The following is a 20,648-nucleotide window of genomic DNA, read 5'->3' on the forward strand; positions in this document are numbered from 1 at the left end:
AACATAAAAAAAAGGGCGCAGGTCTAAACCTGCGCCCTGGCTCAGACGGTCGGGATCAGTCTTTCTGATCGCGCAGAATGTTGCCCGATGCGCCATCAATGCGGAACTCATAGACGACACCGTCAGACTTGCGCCCTTCCCCTTCCCAATAGCCGTCGTTATCGGCCTCGATCTTGTAGATCTCGACATAACCGGCCTTGGTCTTCGCGGTCTCGATGGCTTTTTCGATGGTGATCCAGCCAGCGCCTGGCTTGTCTGCCAGCGCGGCACCGGCGCTGAGCAGGCTTGCAGTGGCAATCAGTGCAGCAAAGGTCTTCTTGATCATTTTTTCACTCCATTTGTGGATAGTGGTCATTGGCGTCCTGTTTTTTGGGCGCCTGAGCGAAAAATAAGTTCCACTTTGATGGGTAAATGCCATGACTGATGTTCTCGGTAACTTCCCGTCAAGGTTAGAATGGGCGAAATCAGGATGAGTCAATGACCCAAGACACTCTCTCGGAAGCCGAATACGATGCGATCACCGATGCCGCCGCGCATTGGTGCATGCGTTTGCACGCCGCCGACTGCACGGACGAAGAGCGTCGCGCATTCCAGCAATGGCACGATGCTCATCCTCTGCATGCATTCGAGTACGAAGCCATGCTGGAAATCTGGGACGTTGCCGGACACCTGCCGCGCCCGGACACAGCAGTGGTCGTGCCGGTTGCTCAGCCTGCCCGCCCATGGCACCGATACGCGATAGCGGCCGGAGTCTGTGCGCTGGCGTTGCCCTTGACGGCTTACACCGGTTGGCATCTGGGCTGGCTGCCCAACAGTTATGAGCAATTTGCCGCCACTGACAATGTGCGTCAGGTGACGCTGAGTGACGGCAGCCAACTCGAACTGAACCTCAACACTGACCTGACCTTCAGCAACTACAAGGACGAACGCCGCGTCACTTTGAAAAAAGGCGAGGCGTTCTTTACCGTCAGTCACGACACGTCGCACCCGTTTGTCGTGCGGGCAGGCGAAGGCAGGATTCGGGTGACCGGCACGCGGTTCAATGTCTGGATGTACGAGGATCAAGTGCGGGTGAACCTGATCGCAGGTTCGGTGCTGGTCAGCAGTAATCGTCAATTGCCGGGCGACGGCTTGCGTCTCGAGCCGTCCATGCAAGCGCGTTACAAACCGGGCGACTACATGCCGCAGATCAGCCAGACCTACCCAAACGATGCTTCGCTGGCCTGGCGCAGCGGCAAACTGGTGCTGGACAATCTGCCGCTCAGTGAAGCGCTGCCGCTGATCAACCGCTACCTGGAAAAACCGTTGATGCTCGCCGACAACAGCACCGGAGCGATCCGCGTGGGCGGTATCTACAACATCAAAGAGCTGAACAACCTCGCCAACTCCCTGCCCAAGGTCTTGCCCGTTTACCTGACGCGCAACAAGGAAGGCAACCCGGTGATCAACCCGATGCCGCAACAGCCGCCAAAAAGCTGAAGGCCGCGCCCCTTGCGGGATGCGGCCTTCAATTGTGTTTCCAGTAACGCCGTGTTTACTGGGCGGCGACCTTCCCCGTTTTGTCCAACGTCCCGTGAATGGTCTGCACCTGATACAGCGGGTCCGCCTGGATCTGCTGTTCGGTAAACGGCAGCACACTCCACTGTTTCTTCGAGAATGCCTCAGTCTGATCGCGCGAGTATTTCGATGCCGGATCGCTGGACAGCGAGAACGCCAAAAGCCCCTGCGCGTGCGGCCCCTTTTCATCGAACGTCACGACTTGCAGATAACTGGTGCCACTGACCACCTCAAGCTTGCCATCCTCGCGTGGCACGCTCTGGATCGCGTTGTAGATCCCCAGCGTACCCGGCCCGCCATGCATCGGCGTCTGCCGCCCGCCGCTGCTGACCACCTGGATGTCGCCCCAACGGGTTTGCGGTTTCAGGCCCATTTTGGCCACCGTATCGACCGACGCCAGCATCGCTTCGCGAAGCGCCTTGGCCACCGCTGACTGCTCGACCGCCAGACCGCGCGGCGTGTGTTGCGCGTCTTGCGGATCGAAGGCGACACGCCAGATGTCCGTCGACTTCTGCAGGGCTTGCATGATGTTCTGGAAATGCACCAGGCCTAGGCCCGCATCCAGATTGGCCCGCCCGTCCCACGCTTTCAGGCTGGCACACACCGGTTTCAGTGCTTGCGCATCGGCGCCAAGGTCAGCGGCGCAGAACTTCAGCAGATCCGGCACCACCTGGGTCGCCAGATACACTTGATCGTCCATCACCATCTGCTGCAGATCCTTGATCCCCAACGCGCCTTTTTTGTTCAGGCTCGCCAGACGATCGAGGGCAAAGCGTGAACGCAAGCCCAGCGGTTGGCCATCCTGACTGATCAGAGGCGAGAAACCGGTGAGCGGTTGCGCCGGGTTGGCCAGCCATGCGGAATCGTTGGAGTGCTGGACAAAGTCCTTGCGCAGCAGTTGCGGCAATTGGCTGGCAGCAAAAATGCCCTTCTGCGCGGCTTGCGGGTCGACGTCCCAGGCGCAGGCGCTGTTTGAGCCGTCTAGCACGATCATCTGGGTGCCGATTCGCGGGTCACTGCACTTTGCGAGTTTTTCGCCGCTGACGTTCGGCACCACCGACAGGTTCATGTACAGCGTCTGCCCCTTCTCATCAGCGGCGAGCGTATTGACCCAGGGAATACCCTGAATCGTGTGCACCGAATCCTGCAAATCCTCAAGCGTGGAAGCCTGATTCATCGCATACCACTGCTTGAGCACGCGATCGTTGTCGAGGTTGGCATCACGCAGGCTGTAGGCGAACTGAGTGTCCCAATCGAGCTTGCCCGGCCACTGCACAATCGGGCCGAACTTCGAGCTGTAGATGTCACGTGCCACCGGCAGCACTTGCCCGTCGGCCTGTTTGACCTGCACGGTCACCTTCTGTTTGCTCATCGGCAACGATTGGCCATCGAGCAGATAGCGCATCGGGTCTTTCGGATCGAGTTGCAGGCGATACAGGGTGAAGTGTTTGGAGGAATCGACCGTATGGGTCCAGGCCAGGTGCTGGTTGAAACCGATGTTGATCATCGGCAGGCCCGGTAACGCGGCGCCCATGACGTCAAGTTTGCCGGGAATGGTCAGGTGCATTTGATAGAAACGCATACCGCCAACCCAGGGAAAGTGCGGGTTGGCCAGCAGCATGCCGCGACCGTTGAACGAACGCTCGGCCCCCACCGCCACGGCATTGCTGCCACGATCAAGCGCGAAGCGCTGCTGACGGACACCTGCCATTTGGAAGGCGTGCGTATCGTTGGCGATCCGGGCCGTGGCCTGTGGCGGCGTGGCACCGGCAAGGGCTTCGGCGAACTGACCAACCCCGCCCTCGACCAACAGACGACGGGTCAGCTTGACCAGATCCTCTGGGGCAATATCGCGAACCCATTCGCCCTGACATTGTTGCGGCAGGCCCTGCTGACGGCGTTCGGCGAGATAGCGGTTGTAGCCCGCGGCATAGCCCTGGACCAGATCCCGCACCGGTGCCGTTTGCGCCTGCCAGAAGGTGTTGACCGCTTCCGGCGTATTAAGCCAATTGAAAAAGACATCGCTGACACGGTTTTCACGCTCTTCGACGGTGAACTGATCCGGGCCGAAATAACGCGAACGCTGGCCATTGACCGTGACGATTTCGTTGGCCAGCAGGCAGAGGTTGTCCTGCGCATAGGCGTAACCGATGCCGAAACCGAGGCCACGCTCGTCTTGTGCGCGGATATGCGGCACGCCAAAACCGGTACGACGGATCTCGGCGCTGGTATCAATGGAGGGGCTGAATGCATGGGCCGAAAGGCTCAGCCCGAAAAGCATACCGGCAACGGCCAGTCCGGTTAACTGCCTGGAAATAATCACGCTCGCTCCTGATCGAAATGCCGAAAAGCGGACCTGCCTTGCCGCGCGAAACATGTGACGGGCAACGGATCCGCTGTGCTAACACCCACGCGTCCACGCGCAATGAGCCTGTCCTGAAAACGAACGTCGACGAAAAAAATTTAGCGCGGTGCGCGGCAGTTTTGCGCAGTGATTACGCGCAGAAGACGAAATCCCGACAAATTTTCTACATTTTTTCTTTCATGATTTGGCGAGCTGAAACGTCTTGTTTAGAGAGCGCAAAAAAACCTTTCCCGATCGGGCTCTGAAAAGGAGTAATTGCATGTACAACCCGCAACTACCAACGGACGGTAGCCAGGCGTCAAGAGGAGCATCCATGAGCCCTCACGCGAGCGATTTCGGACCACGCATCGAGCGTCACGGCAACGAACGCATCCGGCTGTTGCTGAAAAGTTTCGGTCTGCGCACCAGCCTGATTCGCCTCAAGGTCATCGACGCCCTGCTGGTCGCGGCACAAAACGACCGTCGCCTGGGCGTTCGCGGCGTCCATAGCCAATTGCTGGATCTGGATATTCCGCTGTCCTTCCTCAGTGTGCGCGAAGTCCTCAAGCGCCTGAGCGCCGAAGGCGTGATCACCTTCAACGCGGACAAGAGCTACAGCCTGCATCCGCAGGCTGCTGCAGTTCTCGACACCGAGTGAACCGTATTGCGTTCGCCGTCAGGGTTTGACCTTGCGGCGCATGACGCCGTTGATCACCACGACGATCACCGCCACACCGATGGCGATGTACTGGAAGGTCTTTTCATCGATCTTCCCGGTGTTCTGCAGCCAGGACAGGCCGAGCATGATCGCCAGTACGGAGACGGCGATCAGAATCGAATAAATCAAACGTTGCTTCTGGGTCATTGCGGCTTCCTGAAACTTTGGAATGTATCCACTTGCCTGCCATGCACTTGCCGTCATACGGGTACGCGCCGCTGCAAACGGGGTCTCATGTTACAGCCGATAGAGGCTTTTGGCTTCATCACGGCTTCAAGACGACCCTCATCCTTGCAACGGGGGAGCCCCGGCAGCGATCAACATCGTTAACAGGATATTTCACCCCGCCTGCTCGTCAGTGACAGACGCCGGGCAGGAAAAATACACACTGAATTAACTGAAAAACAATGCCCGCCCCATTCGCGGGCATTTTTTTTGACCGTGGATACCTGCCCGGTAACGTCTTGTTTTACGAGCGTTTTGCGTCCGTTTCATATCCTGCAAAGATTCGACAGCTAATGTTTCAGCTAACCAGTAGGTCACGCCCATGTCTGGACCTAGGCTCTGCAACCTCCTCCTTACCTGACAAGGATGTTTATGCAGAGAACATTGATAAGAATCGGGCCACGCCAAGTGGCGGGATTCTGCCTGGCGCTCAGCGCTTTTGAACTCCTGACCTATATGGCCAGTGACTTGATCATGCCAGCGATGTTGAGCGTCACTGAAGAGTTCCAGGCCGATGTTCGCCATGTTCCCAATGCCTTCAATCTTTATCTGTTGGGCGGCGTCTGCCTGCAATGGCTGCTGGGCCCCCTGTCTGATCATTGGGGGCGGCGCCGACTGCTGTTGATCGGCTGCGCCGCATTCGCTGCTGCCTGTGCCGGCGCTTTCATCACCCGCAGCATTGAAGCGTTCAATGCGCTGCGCCTGATACAGGGCATGGGACTGGGGTTTGTCGTGGCCGTCAGTTATCCGGCCCTGCAGGAAGTGTTCTGCGAAGCGGATGCCGTGCGCCTGATGGCCCTGCTCGGCAACATTGCGCTGCTATCGCCGTTGCTGGGACCCATGCTCGGCAGCGTACTGCTGGAATGGCTGACATGGCGCGAGCTGTTTCTGGCACTCGGCATTGCTGCGGTGCTGGTCTGGCTGGGGCTTTACGCCTGTATGCCGGAGACCGTGGGGGTTGTCCGTCGCGATGGGCAGCAGCAAGTCCGCGTGGCCTTTTCCATGCGTCAGATCCGCCAGCGCTACCTTGCCCTGCTGGGTAACCCGCGGTTTCTCGGCGCGAGCCTGGCCCTGGGGCTGATGAGCCTGCCACTGATTGCCTGGATCGGTCTGGCGCCGTTGCTGCTGATCCAGGGCCTGGGCCTGACACCGCTGATGTACGGTCTGTGGCAAATCCCGATTTTCTCTGCCGTCATCATCGGCAATCTGATTCTCAACCGTCTGCTGGTGACGCACTCGTTGTCACGCGTGATTCAACTGGGGCTTTGGCCGTTCGGCCTGGGCCTGCTCGCGCTGATTGGCTGTGCGATGCAGGGCCTGGGACTGACAGCGGCAGTCGCCAGCCTGGCGCTTTACGCCGTTGGATTGGGCATCGGCAATGCGGCGCTGTATCGGCTGGCGCTGTTTTGTTCGGATGACAGCAAAGGCCTGGTTTCAGCCATGGTCGGCATGATTTCGATTGCGGTGATGGGCATCGGCGGCTCAATTATTGCGGCCATTGGCGGCGGAACCCGCCTCGAGTTCTTCGCCCTGTGGGCCGCACTCGGAGGCTTGATGTGCCTGCCGCTGCTGCTCTGGTTCCTGCAACACGCCAAAACCGCGGTCGCCGCACCTGAATAAGGGAATATCGATGATCCATTTACCCGCGAGCGATGCGTTATGCGCGTTGCCCCATCCATATTGCCCGCGCTCCGTACCCACCGGCCTGTTCGAACGGGCCATGGCCGAGATCAGCCGTTTTCATTGCCAGCACACACCCGGTTACGAACATTGGTTGAACGCCCACGGGCTCGGTGCGCATGACCTGGACTCACTTGATGACTGGTCACGCTTGCCACCGATCTTTGCCAATTTTTTCAAGCAACGGCTGCTGCTCAGCAGCACCGGCGCCGATGCCCTGGAGCTGACGTCTTCCGGCACCAGCGGTCAGCGCAGCCGCATGCGCTACGACGAGCGCAGCCTTGGCGCGGCGCAATTCATGGTCGCGCAGATCTTCCGCCATTACGGCTGGGACACTCCGGACACGCCCTGCAACTACTTGTTGCTGAGTTACGAACCGCAAGGGCTGATCACGCTTGGCACCTCGTTCACCGATCAGTTTCTGTGCCGCTTCGCCCCCGCCAACCGTGTGGTCTATGCCTTGCGCAGCACCGGTAACGGTCATCGGTTTGATGTGTTTGGCGTCATCCAGGCCTTGCAGGCGTTTGCCGAAGAAGATCTGCCGGTGCGCATCCTCGGCTTCCCGGCATTTCTCTGGCAGACCTTGCAACAGATGCAGGCCCTCGGCATGCCAGATCTGAAACTGCCGGCCGGTTCCCTGGCATTTTTCGGCGGTGGCTGGAAAACCCAGGCCGCACATGAAATTCCCAGGCAACAGCTATATGCCTGCATCCACCGCCAACTGGGCATTGAAACCTCGCGTTGTCGAGATGGTTACGGTGCCGTCGAGCATGCCGTGCCTTACATCGAATGCGCCCATCACCGTTTTCATGTCCCGGTCTATTCGAAGGTGTACGTGCGCCATCCCTCTGATTTTTCTATTCAACCCTATGGCCAGCAAGGCCTGCTGGGATTCGTCTCGCCCTACATCTCGTCCAGTCCCGCGCACGCGGTGGTGATGAGCGATCTGGCGACGTTGCACCCTGGCCAGAGTTGCGGCTGCGGGCTGAGCAGCGACTGGTTTGAACTGCACGGCCGCGCGGGCACTGCCGCAGGCAGAAGTTGCGCGATGGCAGCCGCCGACCTGCTGGGGAGCTACTGATATGTACTTGATCTACGGACAATTACGCGACGCCTGCGACCTTGACGCTGCGCTTGAACGCCTTCAGGCGGATCTTGCGGACCGTCTGTGCACGCCGCTGGAAAGCAGCACGGTGATCAGCGCCGCAAACTGCTTTGCCGAGCAACTGAGCGGCGACAATCAAGCGCTCGCGCTTGATCTCGAACATCGACAGGCCCTGATCGAGTTCTGCACGGCCGAGGCGTTGCAGCACAAATTGCAACGCGAACTGGGCGCGCAACCGGGCTCTTTGCGCCGCATCGACTATCGACAGTCGCGCTTCGAATGCTGGAGCCCCCTCGGGCTGGTGGTGCACATCACGCCGGGCAACGCGCCGTTGCTGGCGTTCTGCGCGGTACTGGAAAGTCTGTTGGCGGGCAACGTCAACTGGTTACGCCCCAGCAGCAGCGACCGAGGCCTGAGCGCACGGTTACTGCACGCGTTGTTGCAATGCGATTCGAGTGGCCAACTTGCGGGTTACGTGGCGGTATTGCCAGTGAGCACGGGGCAGATCGGGCAACTGTGTCAACGCGCCAATGGCGTTGCGGCGTGGGGGGGTGAACCTGCTTTACAAGCCATTCGCAAGCAGCTCCCTTCCGGTTGCCGCTGGATCGACTGGGGACATCGCATCAGCTTCGTCTATCTGACTGGCGAAGCCGCCACAGCGCAAAACCTTGATGCCGTCGCCGATGAAGTCTGTCGACTGGATCAGCAGGCCTGTTCCAGCCCGCAATGGCTGCTGGTGGACAGTGACGACCCGGTCGTATTGCGCGAGATCGGCGAACGCCTGGCGGCAGCCCTCGAACGCCGCGCCGGGCAATGGCCGGCGCTGCTGCCAACGCCACAGGAAGGCGCGCAAATCACCACGCACACGCACATGGCACGCCTGGCACAGAGTTTCGCCGAACAAACCGGCCATGTCTGGAGCGCGCCGGGCTGGCGGGTGATCTGGGCGCACGCGCGTCAGCTCGCCCCCTCCCCACTGTTTCGCAGCGTGCTGCTGCATCCGGTACCGCGCTCGCTGATCACCGACACTCTGCTGCCATGGCGCAACGTCCTGCAAAGTTGCGCGCTGCTGTGCGGCGAAGCACAGATCGGCGAGTTGGCGCGGATGCTGATCCGTGCCGGTGTGACCCGCATCGCGCCAGTGGCCGGCATTCACGATGGCTATGACGGTGAGCCCCATGATGGCGTTTACGCGCTGCAACGGTTTAGTCGACGTGTGTCAGTCAGCGTCGCTGCCGGCCTGTTGGCAAGCCACGCCACCCTTGACCCCGCGCCTGTACCCGTCAGGCTTTGCGGACAGCCGATCATGGACAAGGAGCGCTTCAAGGAGCAGCCGTGCAACGCGGCGGCGCAGCTGTACTTCCGCTCCGGTGGCAGCAGCGGGACACCCGCGCTGTCCGGTTACAGCCATGCTGATTTCCATCGACAGATGCGCGCGACAGCGGACGGTTTGTTCGCTGCGGGCCTGGATCCGGCGCGGGATCGGGTCATGAACCTGTTCTTCTGCGGTGGGTTGTACGGCGGTTTTCTGAGTTTCGCCAAAGTCCTTGAGTTGCTGGACATTACCCACCTGCCGATGGGCGCCCCGGCCGATGACGATTACCGCGACATCGCCGAGCTGATCATCAGTCAGCGCGTGACGGTGCTGATGGGCATGCCAAGCACTCTGCACCGCTTGTTCCTCAACGAACGGGAGCGCCTGCAAGCCTACGGCGGCATCACCAAGGTGTTTCTCGGTGGCGAACATCTCAGTGAACCGAGTCGGGCTCTTTTGCGCCGTTGCGGTGTGACCAGCATCCGCTCGGCCATTTACGGAAGTGTCGACGCCGGCCCCCTCGGCCATGCCTGCCCGGCTGCGGGAGATGGCATTTTTCATCTGATGAACGACATCCAGCATCTGGAAATTGTCGCCCTCGACGCCGATGAGCCTGTGGTCGGCAATCAAGTCGGCCGGTTGTTGTTCACCTCTATCGCCCGGGAGGCGCAAAACGTGCACCGCTATGACGTCGGCGACACCGGCCGCTGGGTATCCGGCGCCTGCGCTTGCGGACTGGCCTCACCACGCTTCGAACTGCTGCAGCGCCACGGCAAATTGATCCGCATCGGCACCGACTTCATTTCGTTGAGCGAACTGGCGGTGCATCTGCAAGTGCCGTTTCAACTGTTGCTGGATCATGCACCCGACGGTGTCGAGCGCATGCGTTTGCGCAGCGAACTCGAAGCCGCTGACGTCCAGGCCCGACTGTCGAGTTACCCGACCCTGGCAACGATTGTTCACAGCGGATTGCTCAATCTCGAAGTTGAAGTCTGTGCCATCAAAGACTTCGCCCGAAACACGCACAGCGGCAAGACGCCGTTAATGATTGATTCGCGTAACTGATATTTGCCGTGAGCTAAGCCAGAAAACCATAAAAAAAGGTCAACCTTGTGAACATCACTGACTCAGTGGGCGAATTGATCAACTTCGCTCGTCAGCACTCGCTCTATTACCGCAAACATTTTGCCGAAGTCCCTGGAGAGGTCGCGTTGCTCACCGAGCTACCGATCATTGATCCCGACGCATTCTGGCGTCACAGCGAAACCCTCGCCCTGTGGCCGGTATTGACCGACTCAGCGCAGGGGGCACTGGTCTTCAGAACCGGCGGTTCCACCAGTGCCGGGAAACTCTCTGTTTACACCCGGGATGAATGGCGGCGTCTGGTCGGCGATTTCGGCAACGCCCTCAGTGCACAATTCAACCCGGGAGACCGGGTGGCCAATCTGTTTTTTGCGGGCGACCTGTATGCCAGCTTCCTGTTCATCCACGATTCATTGGCACATGTCCGTGTGGACATCACCGAGTTCCCGTTCACTGGCGACATCGATTCGCAGGTATTGGCGCAATCCATCCAGCAGCATCAGATCAACGTACTTGCAGGCTTGCCGGCACATCTGTTGACCTTTGCCGCGTGGCTTCTAAGTCGCGAGCAAACATTGCCGGTTGTCGACACGCTGCTCTACGGCGGCGAAAGTCTGTTTGATTCACAGCGCCAACTTCTCAACCTGGCGTTTCCGAACGCGCGCATCGCCTCCATCGGGTACGCCAGCGTTGACGCCGGTTTCATCGGCAGCAGTCAGCGCGACTGCGCCGAGGGCGAGCATCGAATGCATGAAAATCACGCGATCCTGGAGATCATCGACGAATACACGGGAGAGGTGATCGAGTCTTGCGATGAAGTGGGTTTGCTTGTTCTGACCAGTCCCCACCGGCGCTTGATGCCGCTGATTCGATACCCGGTAGGCGACCGCGCCTGTTGGCGAGAACCGCTCGGCACTGCGCAGCGCAAGTTCGCGATAATGGGCCGCAGCGCCAGTAGCCATCGGGTCCGAGTGGGCATTTTGTCGCTGGTGCCTCAGGAAATCGCCGAGCTGATACGCCGTGACGCCGCCAGCGACGATTGGCAACTGGTGATTGAACAGGTCGCGCTCAAGGACAGGCTGACGCTGAAATGGGTGCTGACTGCACAGTCCCCCGACCGCGCCGACGTCAATCAGCAACTGGAAACCGCAATGCTTGAGCTTTATCCGCTGATCACGCAATTACGGGCGGATCATTTGCTGGAACTGCACATCCAGTGCTGCACGCATGAGGATCTGCCACGACATCCCCGCTCAGGCAAATGCCTGCGGGTGCTGGACCTGCGTCGTTATGAACACAAGGATCAGGAGGGTCCGGATGGAACCGTTGATTCTGCGTAATTATCGCGCCAGCGATGCCACGGCGGTCAGCCAGTTGTTCCGCGAGGTGTACGGCGATCTTTATGTGCAACCGCACGTTTATCTGCCGCAGATGATCAACCAGAACCACGCCCACCAGCGCTGGCACTCGCTGGTCGCCGAGGTCGACGGGCAGATACGCGGACACGCCACGCTGTTTCGTGACACAGGCGCCCGCACCGCCGAACTGGCATTGAGCGCCGTCCATCCGGATGCCCGGGGGCAAAACATTGCCACACGTCTGAGCCAGCAACTGCTGACCCGCGCGCAAGCGTTGGGCTGCCACGACGTGTCCATCAAACAGGTCACTCACCACCCGTACACGCAACGCATGGCCGCCAACCTCGGTTTTCATAATACCGGGCTGCTGCCGGACTACGTGCCCTCGCCGTTTGGTCGCTCAACGCCGGAATCGATCGTCCTGGGATCTCGCATCATGGAGGGGTATCAACGCCCGTTGCCAAGGCAGACCTGGCCGTCTGCTTACCGTCGTTTCATGGAACATTTATGTGATGTATTCGGCACGCAAGAGCAAAGACTTTACTGGCATGGACCCGCGATTCAGCTGGAGCAACATGCCAATCGTTACGACCTCCGGCTCAAGACCCTGCGGCCCGATTTGCTCGAGCAGCTAAGGGGATTGCCGCCGCAATGGCTGGTGTCGATCCGGCTCGGCTTGTCGCAGCAATTTACCTGCGATCTGAACAGACTGGCTGCAATCGGATTTGTCTTTACCGGGCTGGCACCCGTCGAGGGTAAGCAGGGAGGATGGCTGGCCCTGTTTCACCGGGGTTACCGGCTGGGAAAACTTGAGTTGCGCTGCCCGCAGATGCAGCAGTTACACAATCAGGCACAACAGCAAGTCGTGCGGCACATGCACGAGACACCGCTATCAGGCAATTAGGCGCAGCACGGTCATTCGATTACGCCCGCTCAGCTCGAGCGGGCCAAGCGTTGTCTTGTCAGGCCTTGGCTCTAAGGCCCTCATCCACGGGTTTCGCCACGTTGCCTTCGCCGTACGTCTTCAGGTTCTGCAGGACGTAGATCGCTTTCTTGAACTCGGGAATCAGGTTCTTGCCGTAAGCGTTGCCATTGAGGCCATTGTTCTGGATCGCATTAAGCTGAGTCGCGAAATACTCCAGCGCGTTGAATTTGACATCAATGTCTTTTGTCACGCCGAAACGATCGAACTTGTCGCCGGCATTCATCAAGGTGAAAGACGTGATTTCCGAGATCAGCCCTCGGCCGCGCAGCATGGCGGCAAGGTTACCCATCTGCTTCACCGAGACGTTCGCAGGATCAAAGCCCTTGATGTTTTTGCGCAGACCTTGCTTGTCCATCTCGGCAACATTCAAAGCGTTGGGATCGTTACCAACCTTGGTAAGCATCTGCTGCACCATGACGCTCTGGGACACCTGCTTTTTCCCGCCCGTGTTGCGCACCATGACGCCAGCCTTGCTTTCCCAGCCGCCGACAATGCCAATCGTCATGAGAAAACTCCCTGTGAAATGAACATGAAATATCCTTGTTGAACCACTCGAATGCCGGGGAGTATCCACCGGCTAACTGATGGCACCAACCCTTTTTGTGCACTCACTTACAATTCTCGTACATTCTCGATACAAATCAGCAGACCTCCGTGGATGCTGGCTTTCAAGCCCTTTATCACGCCGCGACCGATAGATATTCACACCGGTGGCCGGGCTGGTCGATTGATGTGTATCAAGTTCAATACCGACCAGTCATCGGCATTCAGCTTTTTAGCACGCCGGTACCTAAAGCTTCTGACGGCAACGACGATACCTAGTGATACCCGCACTGTTTACGCTTCCCGCCCCTAATAAGAATCGCAGCTCAAGGACCGGTTTCCATGCCCGCATTCCGCACTATTCAGGCTCGCTACACGCTGTTTCTGGTTCTGTTCATGCTGCTGTTGTCAGTGCTGACCGTGGTCGGTATCAGCCAACTGGTCGCCCCCAAACTGCGTCAAACCGAAGAACAGGTGGTGCTCAACCGCATTGCCGAAGTCGCGGAGCAGATTCAGGGCGAGTTGAACAAGGTTCAGGCGCAACAACGCAGCATCACCCAGACCATCCCGCTGCTCGACAGCGCTGCCATCGACACGGTATTGCCGGGCCTGGTGGATCAATACGGCGAACTGAAAGTGTTTGGCGGTGGTATCTGGCCGCTACCCGGCCAGCGTGAAGCCGGGCGCAACAAGTTCAGCACCTTCTGGCACCGCGACGCCTCGGGCAAACTTGCGGTAAACACGTTCTGGAACAGTGACGCGGCACCCAATTACTACGACCAGACCTGGTACAAGGGCGGCATGGCCACCCCGCGCGGTCAGTGCGCCTGGGCGGCGGCCTATAAGGACGACGCCAGCGCCGAGCCGCGCACCAACTGCGCCATGGCCATCCAGAAAAACGGCAACGCCTGGGGCGTGTCGACCATCGACGTCACCTTGGGTTTCTTCAACGACCTGGTGGCCCGTAAGGAAAAAGACCTCAACGCTGAAATGCTCATTGTCGAGGCCGATGGCAAAATCATCAGCAACAGTTCGCGCATCAGCGGACCGATCGTGCTGAAGAACATCAGCGAACTGGCTGCCAGCTCGACCTTCGCCAGCCAGGTCAAGGCGGGCCTGCAAAGCCGCGATCAGGCGCAGCGCGTCGAATTCGACAACAACGGTGAAGCCAGCACCTTCTTCATGCGCCCGATCGAGGGCACCCCGTGGTTCCTCGCCACTGCCCTGCCGACCAAAATGCTCACTGCCCAGCGTGACGACGTGCTCAGCACCCTGAGCCTGTTGCAGATCCCGCTGGTGATTCTGTTGGTGCTGTTGCAGGTCTACGCGATCCGTCAGCTGGTTTCGCGCATGAAAGCGCTGAAAGCCAACATCGACCTGCTGTCCAGCGGCGATGCCGACCTGACTCGACGCATCACCATCCGCGCCGAGGACGAACTCGGCGCCATCGGTCATTCGGTCAACACCTTTATTGCCTATCTGCAAAACATGATCGGTGAAGTCACCCAGGCCACCGGCGCCATGGCGTCGAGTCTCGATAATCTGCAACGCACGTCGGCGCATACCAGCCAGATTCTGCTGCGTCATGCTTCGGAAACCGATCAGACCGTCACCGCCATCACCGAGATGAGCTCGACCGCCGAAAGCGTGGCGCAGAACGCTGCTGAAACCGCGGCGTTCACCCAGCGCGCCAACGAAAACGCCGACCGTTCGCGGGTGGTGGTGGGCGAAGCGACCAACAGCGTGGTGGCGCTGATCGATGAAGTGGCCAGCGCCACCCATAAAGTTGAAAACATGCAACAGGACGCTCAACGCATCACCGAGATTCTGGGAGTGATCGGCGCGATTGCCGGTCAGACCAACCTGCTGGCCCTCAACGCCGCCATCGAAGCGGCCCGCGCCGGTGAACAGGGTCGCGGCTTCGCCGTGGTGGCCGATGAAGTGCGCGCCCTCGCCGCCCGGACCCAGGCCAGCACTTCGGAAATCAACGAGATGTTGAAGCGCCTGACCCAAGGGGTGAGTTCGTCGGTCAGCGCCATGGAAAACACTCAGGCCAGCTGCCAGTCGGCGGCCGACGCCACGGCACGGGTCAACTCGGGGCTGGATGAAATGGCCGGTTCCGTCAGCCATATCAACAGCCTCAGCACGCAAATCGCCACCGCCGCCGAGCAGCAAAGTGCGGTGACCGAAGAGATCAACCGCAGCATGGTGCAAATTCGCCACATGGTTGATGAACTGGTTCAAAGCGGCCAGGCCAGTGAACTCAACACCCACCAGTTGCTGGAAGCCAACAGCCGGGTGAGTGCGATCATGGGGCGGTTCAAGGTGCGTTGATCCACCTCAATCTCATGTAGGCGCTGCCGCGGGCTGCTTCTACACGGGATCGCTTGCAACCTTACGGAATTGTCATCTCTCGCTCAGGGGGCTGTCAGGGTTGATCTACGATTATCCTGCCAGCCTGCCTTGTAGCAACTTGAAACACTGAGTTGATGCCTGGCAGGAAAAACCGGTCAAAATACGTTCTTTTTGACCGCCACCCGAGTCGAGAGCCCGTCATGAGAACCCACCTGCGTCTGGTCGCCCTGAGCGCCCTGTTCATCTCCTCCCTGGCCCAGGCTGCCGACCTGATCCCCATCGAAGTCCATCGCGATGCCAATTGCGGCTGCTGCAAAAAATGGATCAGTCACCTCGAAGCCAACGGTTTCAAAGTCGAAGATCACGTTGAAACCGACATGAGCAGCTTCAAGCAACAACACGGCGTGCCACCACGGCTTGCCTCATGCCACACCGCAATCATCAACGGCAAATTTGTCGAAGGCCATGTCCCGGCGGAGCAAGTGCTGGCCCTGAGCAAGCGTGACGATTTGCTGGGTGTTGCCGCACCGGGCATGCCGATGGGCTCGCCGGGCATGGAAATGGACGGCATGAGCGACGCTTATCAAGTGATCGGCCTGAAAAAAGACGGCGCTGACGTCGTATTGGCGGACTACCCGGCCCGTTGATGGGCGCTGCTTACACCGGACTGTTCTTTGCCGCCTTCGGCGCCGCGACATTGCTGCCGCTGCAATCCGAAGCCTTGCTGATCGGGTTGATCGTCAGCGACCGTTACTGGCTCTGGGGATTGTTGGCGGTGGCGACCGTGGGCAATGTGCTCGGCTCGCTGGTCAACTGGTGGCTGGGTTGCAGGCTTGAGCGATTTCAGGATCGGCGCTGGTTTCCGGTCAGCGCCAGGCACATGGAAACCGCACGCAAGCACTATGAACGATACGGCCATTGGTCACTGCTGTTCAGTTGGTTGCCGATTATTGGCGATCCGCTGACGTTGGTTGCCGGGGTCATGCGCGAACCGCTCGGACGTTTCCTGTTGATCGTTACCCTCGCCAAAGGCGCGCGGTATGGCGTGCTGGCCATGCTGACGCTGGGCTGGATCGGTTGAACCATCATCGTCGCGCATTGCCTGTGTTTAACGTCGCCCTAATCCTGCCGTTCCAGCATCGGCCGATTTCAATGGAGTTAGCCCTTATGTCTGTCACGTTATCCCGTTGGCTGCCCGGCCTGTTCCTGACTGCCGCCCTGCCGCTGTTTGCCCACGCCGCCACGCAAACAGCAACAGCCCCCGCCGAAGGTCCGGCATATGGGCCACAACTGCAAGGCTTCGAATACCCCTATACGCTTAAACACTTCGATTTCCAGTCTCAGGGCAAAGCCTTGCAGATGGGTTACATGGATGTCGCCGCCCTCGGCAAGGCCAACGGTCGCACCGTGGTGCTGATGCACGGCAAGAATTTTTGCGCAGCCACCTGGGACAGTTCGATCCAGGCCCTGAGCGAGGCCGGTTACCGGGTGATCGCGCCTGATCAGATCGGCTTCTGCACCTCCAGCAAACCGGACAACTATCAGTACAGCTTCCAGCAACTGGCAACCAATACCCAGCAACTGCTCAAAGCGCTGGGCATTCAGAAAGCCACCCTGCTTGGTCATTCCACTGGCGGCATGCTAGCCACGCGTTACGCGCTGCTGTACCCGGAGCAAGTCGACCAATTGGCACTGGTCAACCCGATTGGTCTGGAAGACTGGAAAGCCCTCGGCGTGCCGTATCGCACGGTGGATCAGTGGTACCAACGGGAACTGAAAGTTACCGCCCAAGGCATTCGCGACTACGAGCGCACGACTTACTACGATGGCCGCTGGAAACCGGAGTTCGACCGCTGGGTCGACATGCTCGCGGGCCTGAGCAAAGGCCCGGGCAAGACCCAGGTAGCGTGGAACTCGGCGCTGATCTACGACATGATTTTCACCCAGCCGGTGTACTACGAGTTCAAGGACTTGAAGATGCCGACACTGTTGCTGATCGGCACCTCCGACACCACGGCCATCGGCAAGGACCTCGCGCCACCTGAGGTGAAAGCGAAAATCGGTCACTATGAGGTGCTTGGTAAACAGGTCGCCAAACTGATCCCGCAGTCGACTCTGGTTGAATTCCCCGGCATGGGCCACGCGCCGCAGATGGAAGAGCCGGCGAAGTTTCACCAGGCCCTGCTCGGCTGGCTGAACAAAACCAATCCCGTTGATTGATGAGGTCAGGCTGATGGCGGTACAGATTGCGGTGATCGATGACTGGCAGGACGTGGCGCGGGATGTGGTCGACTGGTCGGTCCTCGATAGCATCGGTGAGGTGACGTTCGAACATGATTACCCGACGGACAATGCCACGCTGGCCAAACGCCTGGGCAAGTACTCAGTGATCTGCGTGATGCGTGAACGCACGCGTTTTGACGAAGACCTGCTCAAGCGTTTGCCCAATCTCAAGTTATTGGTCACCGGCGGTATGCGCAACGCCGCGCTGGACCTGCAAGCCGCAGCGGCGCTGGGCATCAAGATCTGCGGCACCGACAGCTACAAACACGCCGCGCCGGAACTGACCTGGGCGCTGATCATGGCCGCCACGCGCAACCTGCTCAATGAAGCCAATGCAGTGCGCGCAGGTGCGTGGCAACAAGGCCTTGGCGGCGATTTGCATGGCAAGACCCTGGGCATCCTCGGCTTGGGCAGCATCGGCCAACGGGTGGCGCAGTTCGGGCAGGTGTTTGGCATGCGCGTTATTGCCTGGAGCGAAAACCTTACGGCTGAGCGCGCGCAACAAGCCGGCGTGACCTATGTCGGCAAGCAGCAACTGTTTGAACAGGCGGACGTGCTGTCCGTGCACCTGGTGCTCAGCGACCGCAGCCGTGGGCTGGTCAACGCGCAGGCATTGGCCTGGATGAAGTCGACTGCACTGTTGGTGAACACCGCCCGCGGCCCGATTGTCGATGAAGCTGCGCTGATCAAGGCCTTGCAGAAACAACAGCTCGGCGGCGCGGCGCTGGATGTGTTCGATCAGGAACCGTTGCCAGCACTGCACCCGTTTCGCACCCTCGACACTGTGCTGGCGACCCCGCATGTGGGGTATGTGAGTCGGCAGAATTATCAGCAATTCTTTTCACAAATGATCGAGGATATTCAGGCCTGGTCGGCGGGCAGTCCGGTTCGTTTGTTGAATTGATATCAACCTCTCGACATTGCTGTGCCCTGCGCCGCCATCGCTGGCAAGCCAGCTCCCACAGGATTTGCGTACGCCGCCAGTCGTGTGGGAGCTGGCTTGCCAGCGATGAGGCCATTGAACACAACTCATCAACAACCCGCACGCACCACAACAGTGCACCCCTCTTCTTCGCTAGCACGAAAACGTGACCGTCCGGTCACCGTTTTGACCCATTCAGGCAAAAAAACCTGCCCTTCGTCGGTGCGTTTCCTCCTCCATACCTCCAATCGCAACACCGCGTAACCGATTGTCGAACAATTTACCCATTTGCTCTGGCCCGCTCTAGGATCTGGCCTAGACTCATTTTCGCGGGGTAAAAACTGTCGGTCACAAACTCGAAAAAAAGTCGAAACTTTTGCTGAGCCCGGCGGGTCATCTCAAAGGTAGGGCTGAAGCGAGTGGTGCAATCCTTGCAATGGCCTCTCCACCCATTCTGCTTTGCGCGTGTTGGGTAGCGTTTGCTCCCCCCTGCGCGGTGCGTTTGCGCCCGGCCACAGGATTTGGCCATGAACATCGTTTGTTTGAGACAAGAATCAGATCAAAAACACGGGAGATTCATATGATCAGTGCGGCATTGGACATTCAGGGAGAACGTGCTCAGCAGTCGATAGGCGAAGCGAGCACCGTCAGCATTCCCGGCAGCCGGTCGATCAACGTCCCGAGCAGCAAAACACTGACACCGGTAGCCAGTCAGAATCCCAACAAGAAAAAAGTATTGTTCGTGACCTCGGAAATTGCCGATCTGGTGAAGACCGGCGGCCTGGGTGACGTGTCCGCCGCCCTGCCCCGCGCCATGGCGCATCTGCACGACGTCCGGGTGCTAATTCCCGGTTACCCGCAGGTGATGCACAGCGAGAACCCTATCCATATCATCGGCGAACTCGGCGGCCATGCAGCGCTGCCGCCGTGCAAGATCGGGCGCATGGACATGCCCGACGGGCTGGTGATCTACGTGTTGATCTGCCCTGAACTCTACGAGCGTGAAGGCTCGCCCTACGGCGCCAACAACGGCCGCGACTGGCCGGACAACCACATTCGCTTCGCACGTCTGGGCCTGGCCGCTGCCGATATCGCCGCCAACCTCGCGCAAATTCACTGGTGCCCGGACCTGGTGCACGCCCACGATTGGCCGGCTGGCCTGGCGCCTGCTTACATGCACTGGCGCGGTCAGCGTACGCCAACCCTGTTCACCATCCACAACCTGGCGTATCAAGGCGTGACCAGCCTGGGCTCGTGCCCTGAACTCGGCATCCCGAACCATGCCCTGCAACAGGAAGGCATGGAGTTCTACGGCAAGATGTCGTTCCTCAAGGCCGGCATGGCTTATTCGAGTCACATCACCACGGTCAGTGCGACCTACGCGCAGGAAATCACCACCCCGGATTTCGGCTGCGGTCTCGACGGTTTTCTCGCCGCCAAGACCCAGCAAGGTTTGCTCAGTGGCATCCCCAACGGCATTGATGAAAGCTGGGACGCCGCCACCGACCCGCACCTGTTCGCGCCGTTCGCCATCGGCGATTGGGAAGGCAAAGCGATCAATGCCGCGCACGTTCGTGAGTTGTTTGGTCTGAAAGATTCCGAGGGCCCGCTGTTCGCCGTGGTATCGCGCCTTGTTTATCAGAAAGGCCTGGATCTGACCGAAGCGGTCTCCGAGTACATCGTGCAGAACGGTGGGCAGATTGCGATCATCGGACGTGGCGAACCGGAAGAAGAACAAGCCATGCGTGAACTGGCGTTGCGCTTCCCGGGCCAGATCGGTGTGCGCATCGGCTTCAACGAAACTGACGCACGCCGCATGTTTGCCGGCAGCGACTTCCTGTTGATGCCTTCGCGTTATGAGCCTTGTGGCCTGAGCCAGATGTATGCGCAACGCTTTGGTTCGCTGCCCGTGGCGCGCAATACCGGGGGGCTGGCCGACACCATTGAAAATGGCATGACCGGGTTCCTCTTCGACGAATCCACGGTTGAAAGCTATCGCGAAGCGCTGAGCCGCGCGTTCAAGGTTTTCGCTTTCCCCGAACTGCTCAACGCCATGCGTTGCCGCGCCATGGCTGCACCGTTCAACTGGTGCAAAGCGGTCGAACCGTACGCTGAACTTTATGAACAACTGGTCGCCAAGGCACTGGGCAAAGCTCACCACAAATAAGCAGGGAG

At 59.3% G+C, this 20,648-nt stretch carries 16 protein-coding genes and 2 pseudogenes; 14 read left to right on the plus strand and 4 right to left on the minus strand.

The annotated features are described in order from the left end of the window. Window positions 1–55 precede the first annotated feature (55 nt). Window positions 56–325, minus strand: a complete 270-nt coding sequence (locus AB4P91_RS19805) for a PepSY domain-containing protein (protein WP_150596310.1) — start codon at window positions 323–325, stop codon at window positions 56–58. Window positions 326–477: 152 nt separating this feature from the next. Between AB4P91_RS19805 and AB4P91_RS19810 the strand changes: the two genes are divergently transcribed. Beyond that, complete coding sequence (locus tag AB4P91_RS19810; protein ID WP_150596309.1) at window positions 478–1,479, plus strand: FecR family protein; 1,002 nt, start codon at window positions 478–480, stop codon at window positions 1,477–1,479. Between the two features lie 55 nt (window positions 1,480–1,534). Here the strand turns inward: AB4P91_RS19810 and AB4P91_RS19815 are convergent, their stop codons facing one another. Then, window positions 1,535–3,880 carry an acylase gene (locus AB4P91_RS19815; protein ID WP_395603475.1) on the minus strand — a complete coding sequence of 782 codons (2,346 nt, stop codon included), beginning with the start codon at window positions 3,878–3,880 and terminating at the stop codon, window positions 1,535–1,537. Window positions 3,881–4,181: 301 nt separating this feature from the next. Here AB4P91_RS19815 and AB4P91_RS19820 point away from each other — a divergent pair, with 301 nt between their 5' ends. Continuing rightward, window positions 4,182–4,559, plus strand: a complete 378-nt coding sequence (locus AB4P91_RS19820; RefSeq protein WP_150591742.1) for a fe2+ zn2+ uptake regulation protein — start codon at window positions 4,182–4,184, stop codon at window positions 4,557–4,559. An 18-nt stretch (window positions 4,560–4,577) separates the two neighbouring features. Here the strand turns inward: AB4P91_RS19820 and AB4P91_RS19825 are convergent, their stop codons facing one another. Then, on the minus strand, window positions 4,578–4,766 hold the full coding sequence (locus tag AB4P91_RS19825) for a hypothetical protein (protein WP_042559024.1): 189 nt from the start codon (window positions 4,764–4,766) through the stop codon (window positions 4,578–4,580). Between the two features lie 450 nt (window positions 4,767–5,216). Here AB4P91_RS19825 and AB4P91_RS19830 point away from each other — a divergent pair, with 450 nt between their 5' ends. From AB4P91_RS19830 to AB4P91_RS19850, 5 genes are read left to right on the plus strand one after another with little or no spacing between them, the layout of a single operon-like run. Then, the gene (locus AB4P91_RS19830) at window positions 5,217–6,464 is read left to right on the plus strand and encodes an MFS transporter (protein ID WP_395603476.1); all 1,248 of its coding nucleotides are present in this window, start codon (window positions 5,217–5,219) and stop codon (window positions 6,462–6,464) included. 10 nt (window positions 6,465–6,474) lie between these two features. Beyond that, window positions 6,475–7,605: an acyl-protein synthase gene (locus AB4P91_RS19835; RefSeq protein WP_395603477.1), complete on the plus strand. Its 1,131-nt coding sequence runs from the start codon at window positions 6,475–6,477 to the stop codon at window positions 7,603–7,605. 1 nt (window position 7,606) lies between these two features. Next, entirely contained in the window at window positions 7,607–10,009 is a 2,403-nt protein-coding gene (locus AB4P91_RS19840) for an acyl-CoA reductase (RefSeq protein ID WP_395603478.1), read from the plus strand. 47 nt (window positions 10,010–10,056) lie between these two features. After that, on the plus strand, window positions 10,057–11,367 hold the full coding sequence (locus AB4P91_RS19845; protein ID WP_395603479.1) for a phenylacetate--CoA ligase family protein: 1,311 nt from the start codon (window positions 10,057–10,059) through the stop codon (window positions 11,365–11,367). After that, window positions 11,345–12,289 carry a GNAT family N-acetyltransferase gene (locus tag AB4P91_RS19850; protein WP_395603480.1) on the plus strand — a complete coding sequence of 315 codons (945 nt, stop codon included), beginning with the start codon at window positions 11,345–11,347 and terminating at the stop codon, window positions 12,287–12,289. The genes AB4P91_RS19845 and AB4P91_RS19850 overlap by 23 nt, the downstream gene beginning before the upstream one ends. A gap of 58 nt (window positions 12,290–12,347) precedes the next feature. Here AB4P91_RS19850 and AB4P91_RS19855 read toward each other — a convergent pair whose 3' ends face one another. Continuing rightward, complete coding sequence (locus AB4P91_RS19855) at window positions 12,348–12,875, minus strand: hypothetical protein (RefSeq protein WP_150591735.1); 528 nt, start codon at window positions 12,873–12,875, stop codon at window positions 12,348–12,350. Between the two features lie 434 nt (window positions 12,876–13,309). Here AB4P91_RS19855 and AB4P91_RS19860 point away from each other — a divergent pair. From AB4P91_RS19860 to glgA, 7 genes and pseudogenes are all read left to right on the plus strand, one after another. Continuing rightward, window positions 13,310–14,338, plus strand: a pseudogene (locus AB4P91_RS19860) (cache domain-containing protein); the annotation flags it as partial. A 381-nt stretch (window positions 14,339–14,719) separates the two neighbouring features. After that, window positions 14,720–15,247 (plus strand): annotated as a pseudogene (locus AB4P91_RS19865) (methyl-accepting chemotaxis protein); the annotation flags it as partial. A 221-nt stretch (window positions 15,248–15,468) separates the two neighbouring features. Continuing rightward, window positions 15,469–15,915 (plus strand): DUF411 domain-containing protein, encoded by a 447-nt coding sequence (locus AB4P91_RS19870; RefSeq protein WP_395603481.1) that lies wholly within the window; start codon window positions 15,469–15,471, stop codon window positions 15,913–15,915. Further along, entirely contained in the window at window positions 15,915–16,349 is a 435-nt protein-coding gene (locus AB4P91_RS19875; RefSeq protein WP_150687383.1) for a YqaA family protein, read from the plus strand. Before AB4P91_RS19870 ends, AB4P91_RS19875 begins: the two co-directional genes overlap by 1 nt. Window positions 16,350–16,435: 86 nt before the next feature. Next, window positions 16,436–17,488, plus strand: coding sequence for an alpha/beta fold hydrolase (locus tag AB4P91_RS19880; protein WP_150596299.1), 1,053 nt, complete (start codon window positions 16,436–16,438; stop codon window positions 17,486–17,488). Between the two features lie 13 nt (window positions 17,489–17,501). Beyond that, entirely contained in the window at window positions 17,502–18,455 is a 954-nt protein-coding gene (locus AB4P91_RS19885; RefSeq protein WP_395603482.1) for a D-2-hydroxyacid dehydrogenase family protein, read from the plus strand. 598 nt (window positions 18,456–19,053) lie between these two features. Continuing rightward, entirely contained in the window at window positions 19,054–20,640 is a 1,587-nt protein-coding gene (gene glgA / locus AB4P91_RS19890; RefSeq protein ID WP_150591729.1) for a glycogen synthase GlgA, read from the plus strand. Window positions 20,641–20,648 lie beyond the last annotated feature (8 nt).

Origin of the sequence: Pseudomonas sp. B21128 (assembly GCF_044218865.1) — a bacterium.
Lineage (GTDB): Bacteria > Pseudomonadota > Gammaproteobacteria > Pseudomonadales > Pseudomonadaceae > Aquipseudomonas > Aquipseudomonas iridis.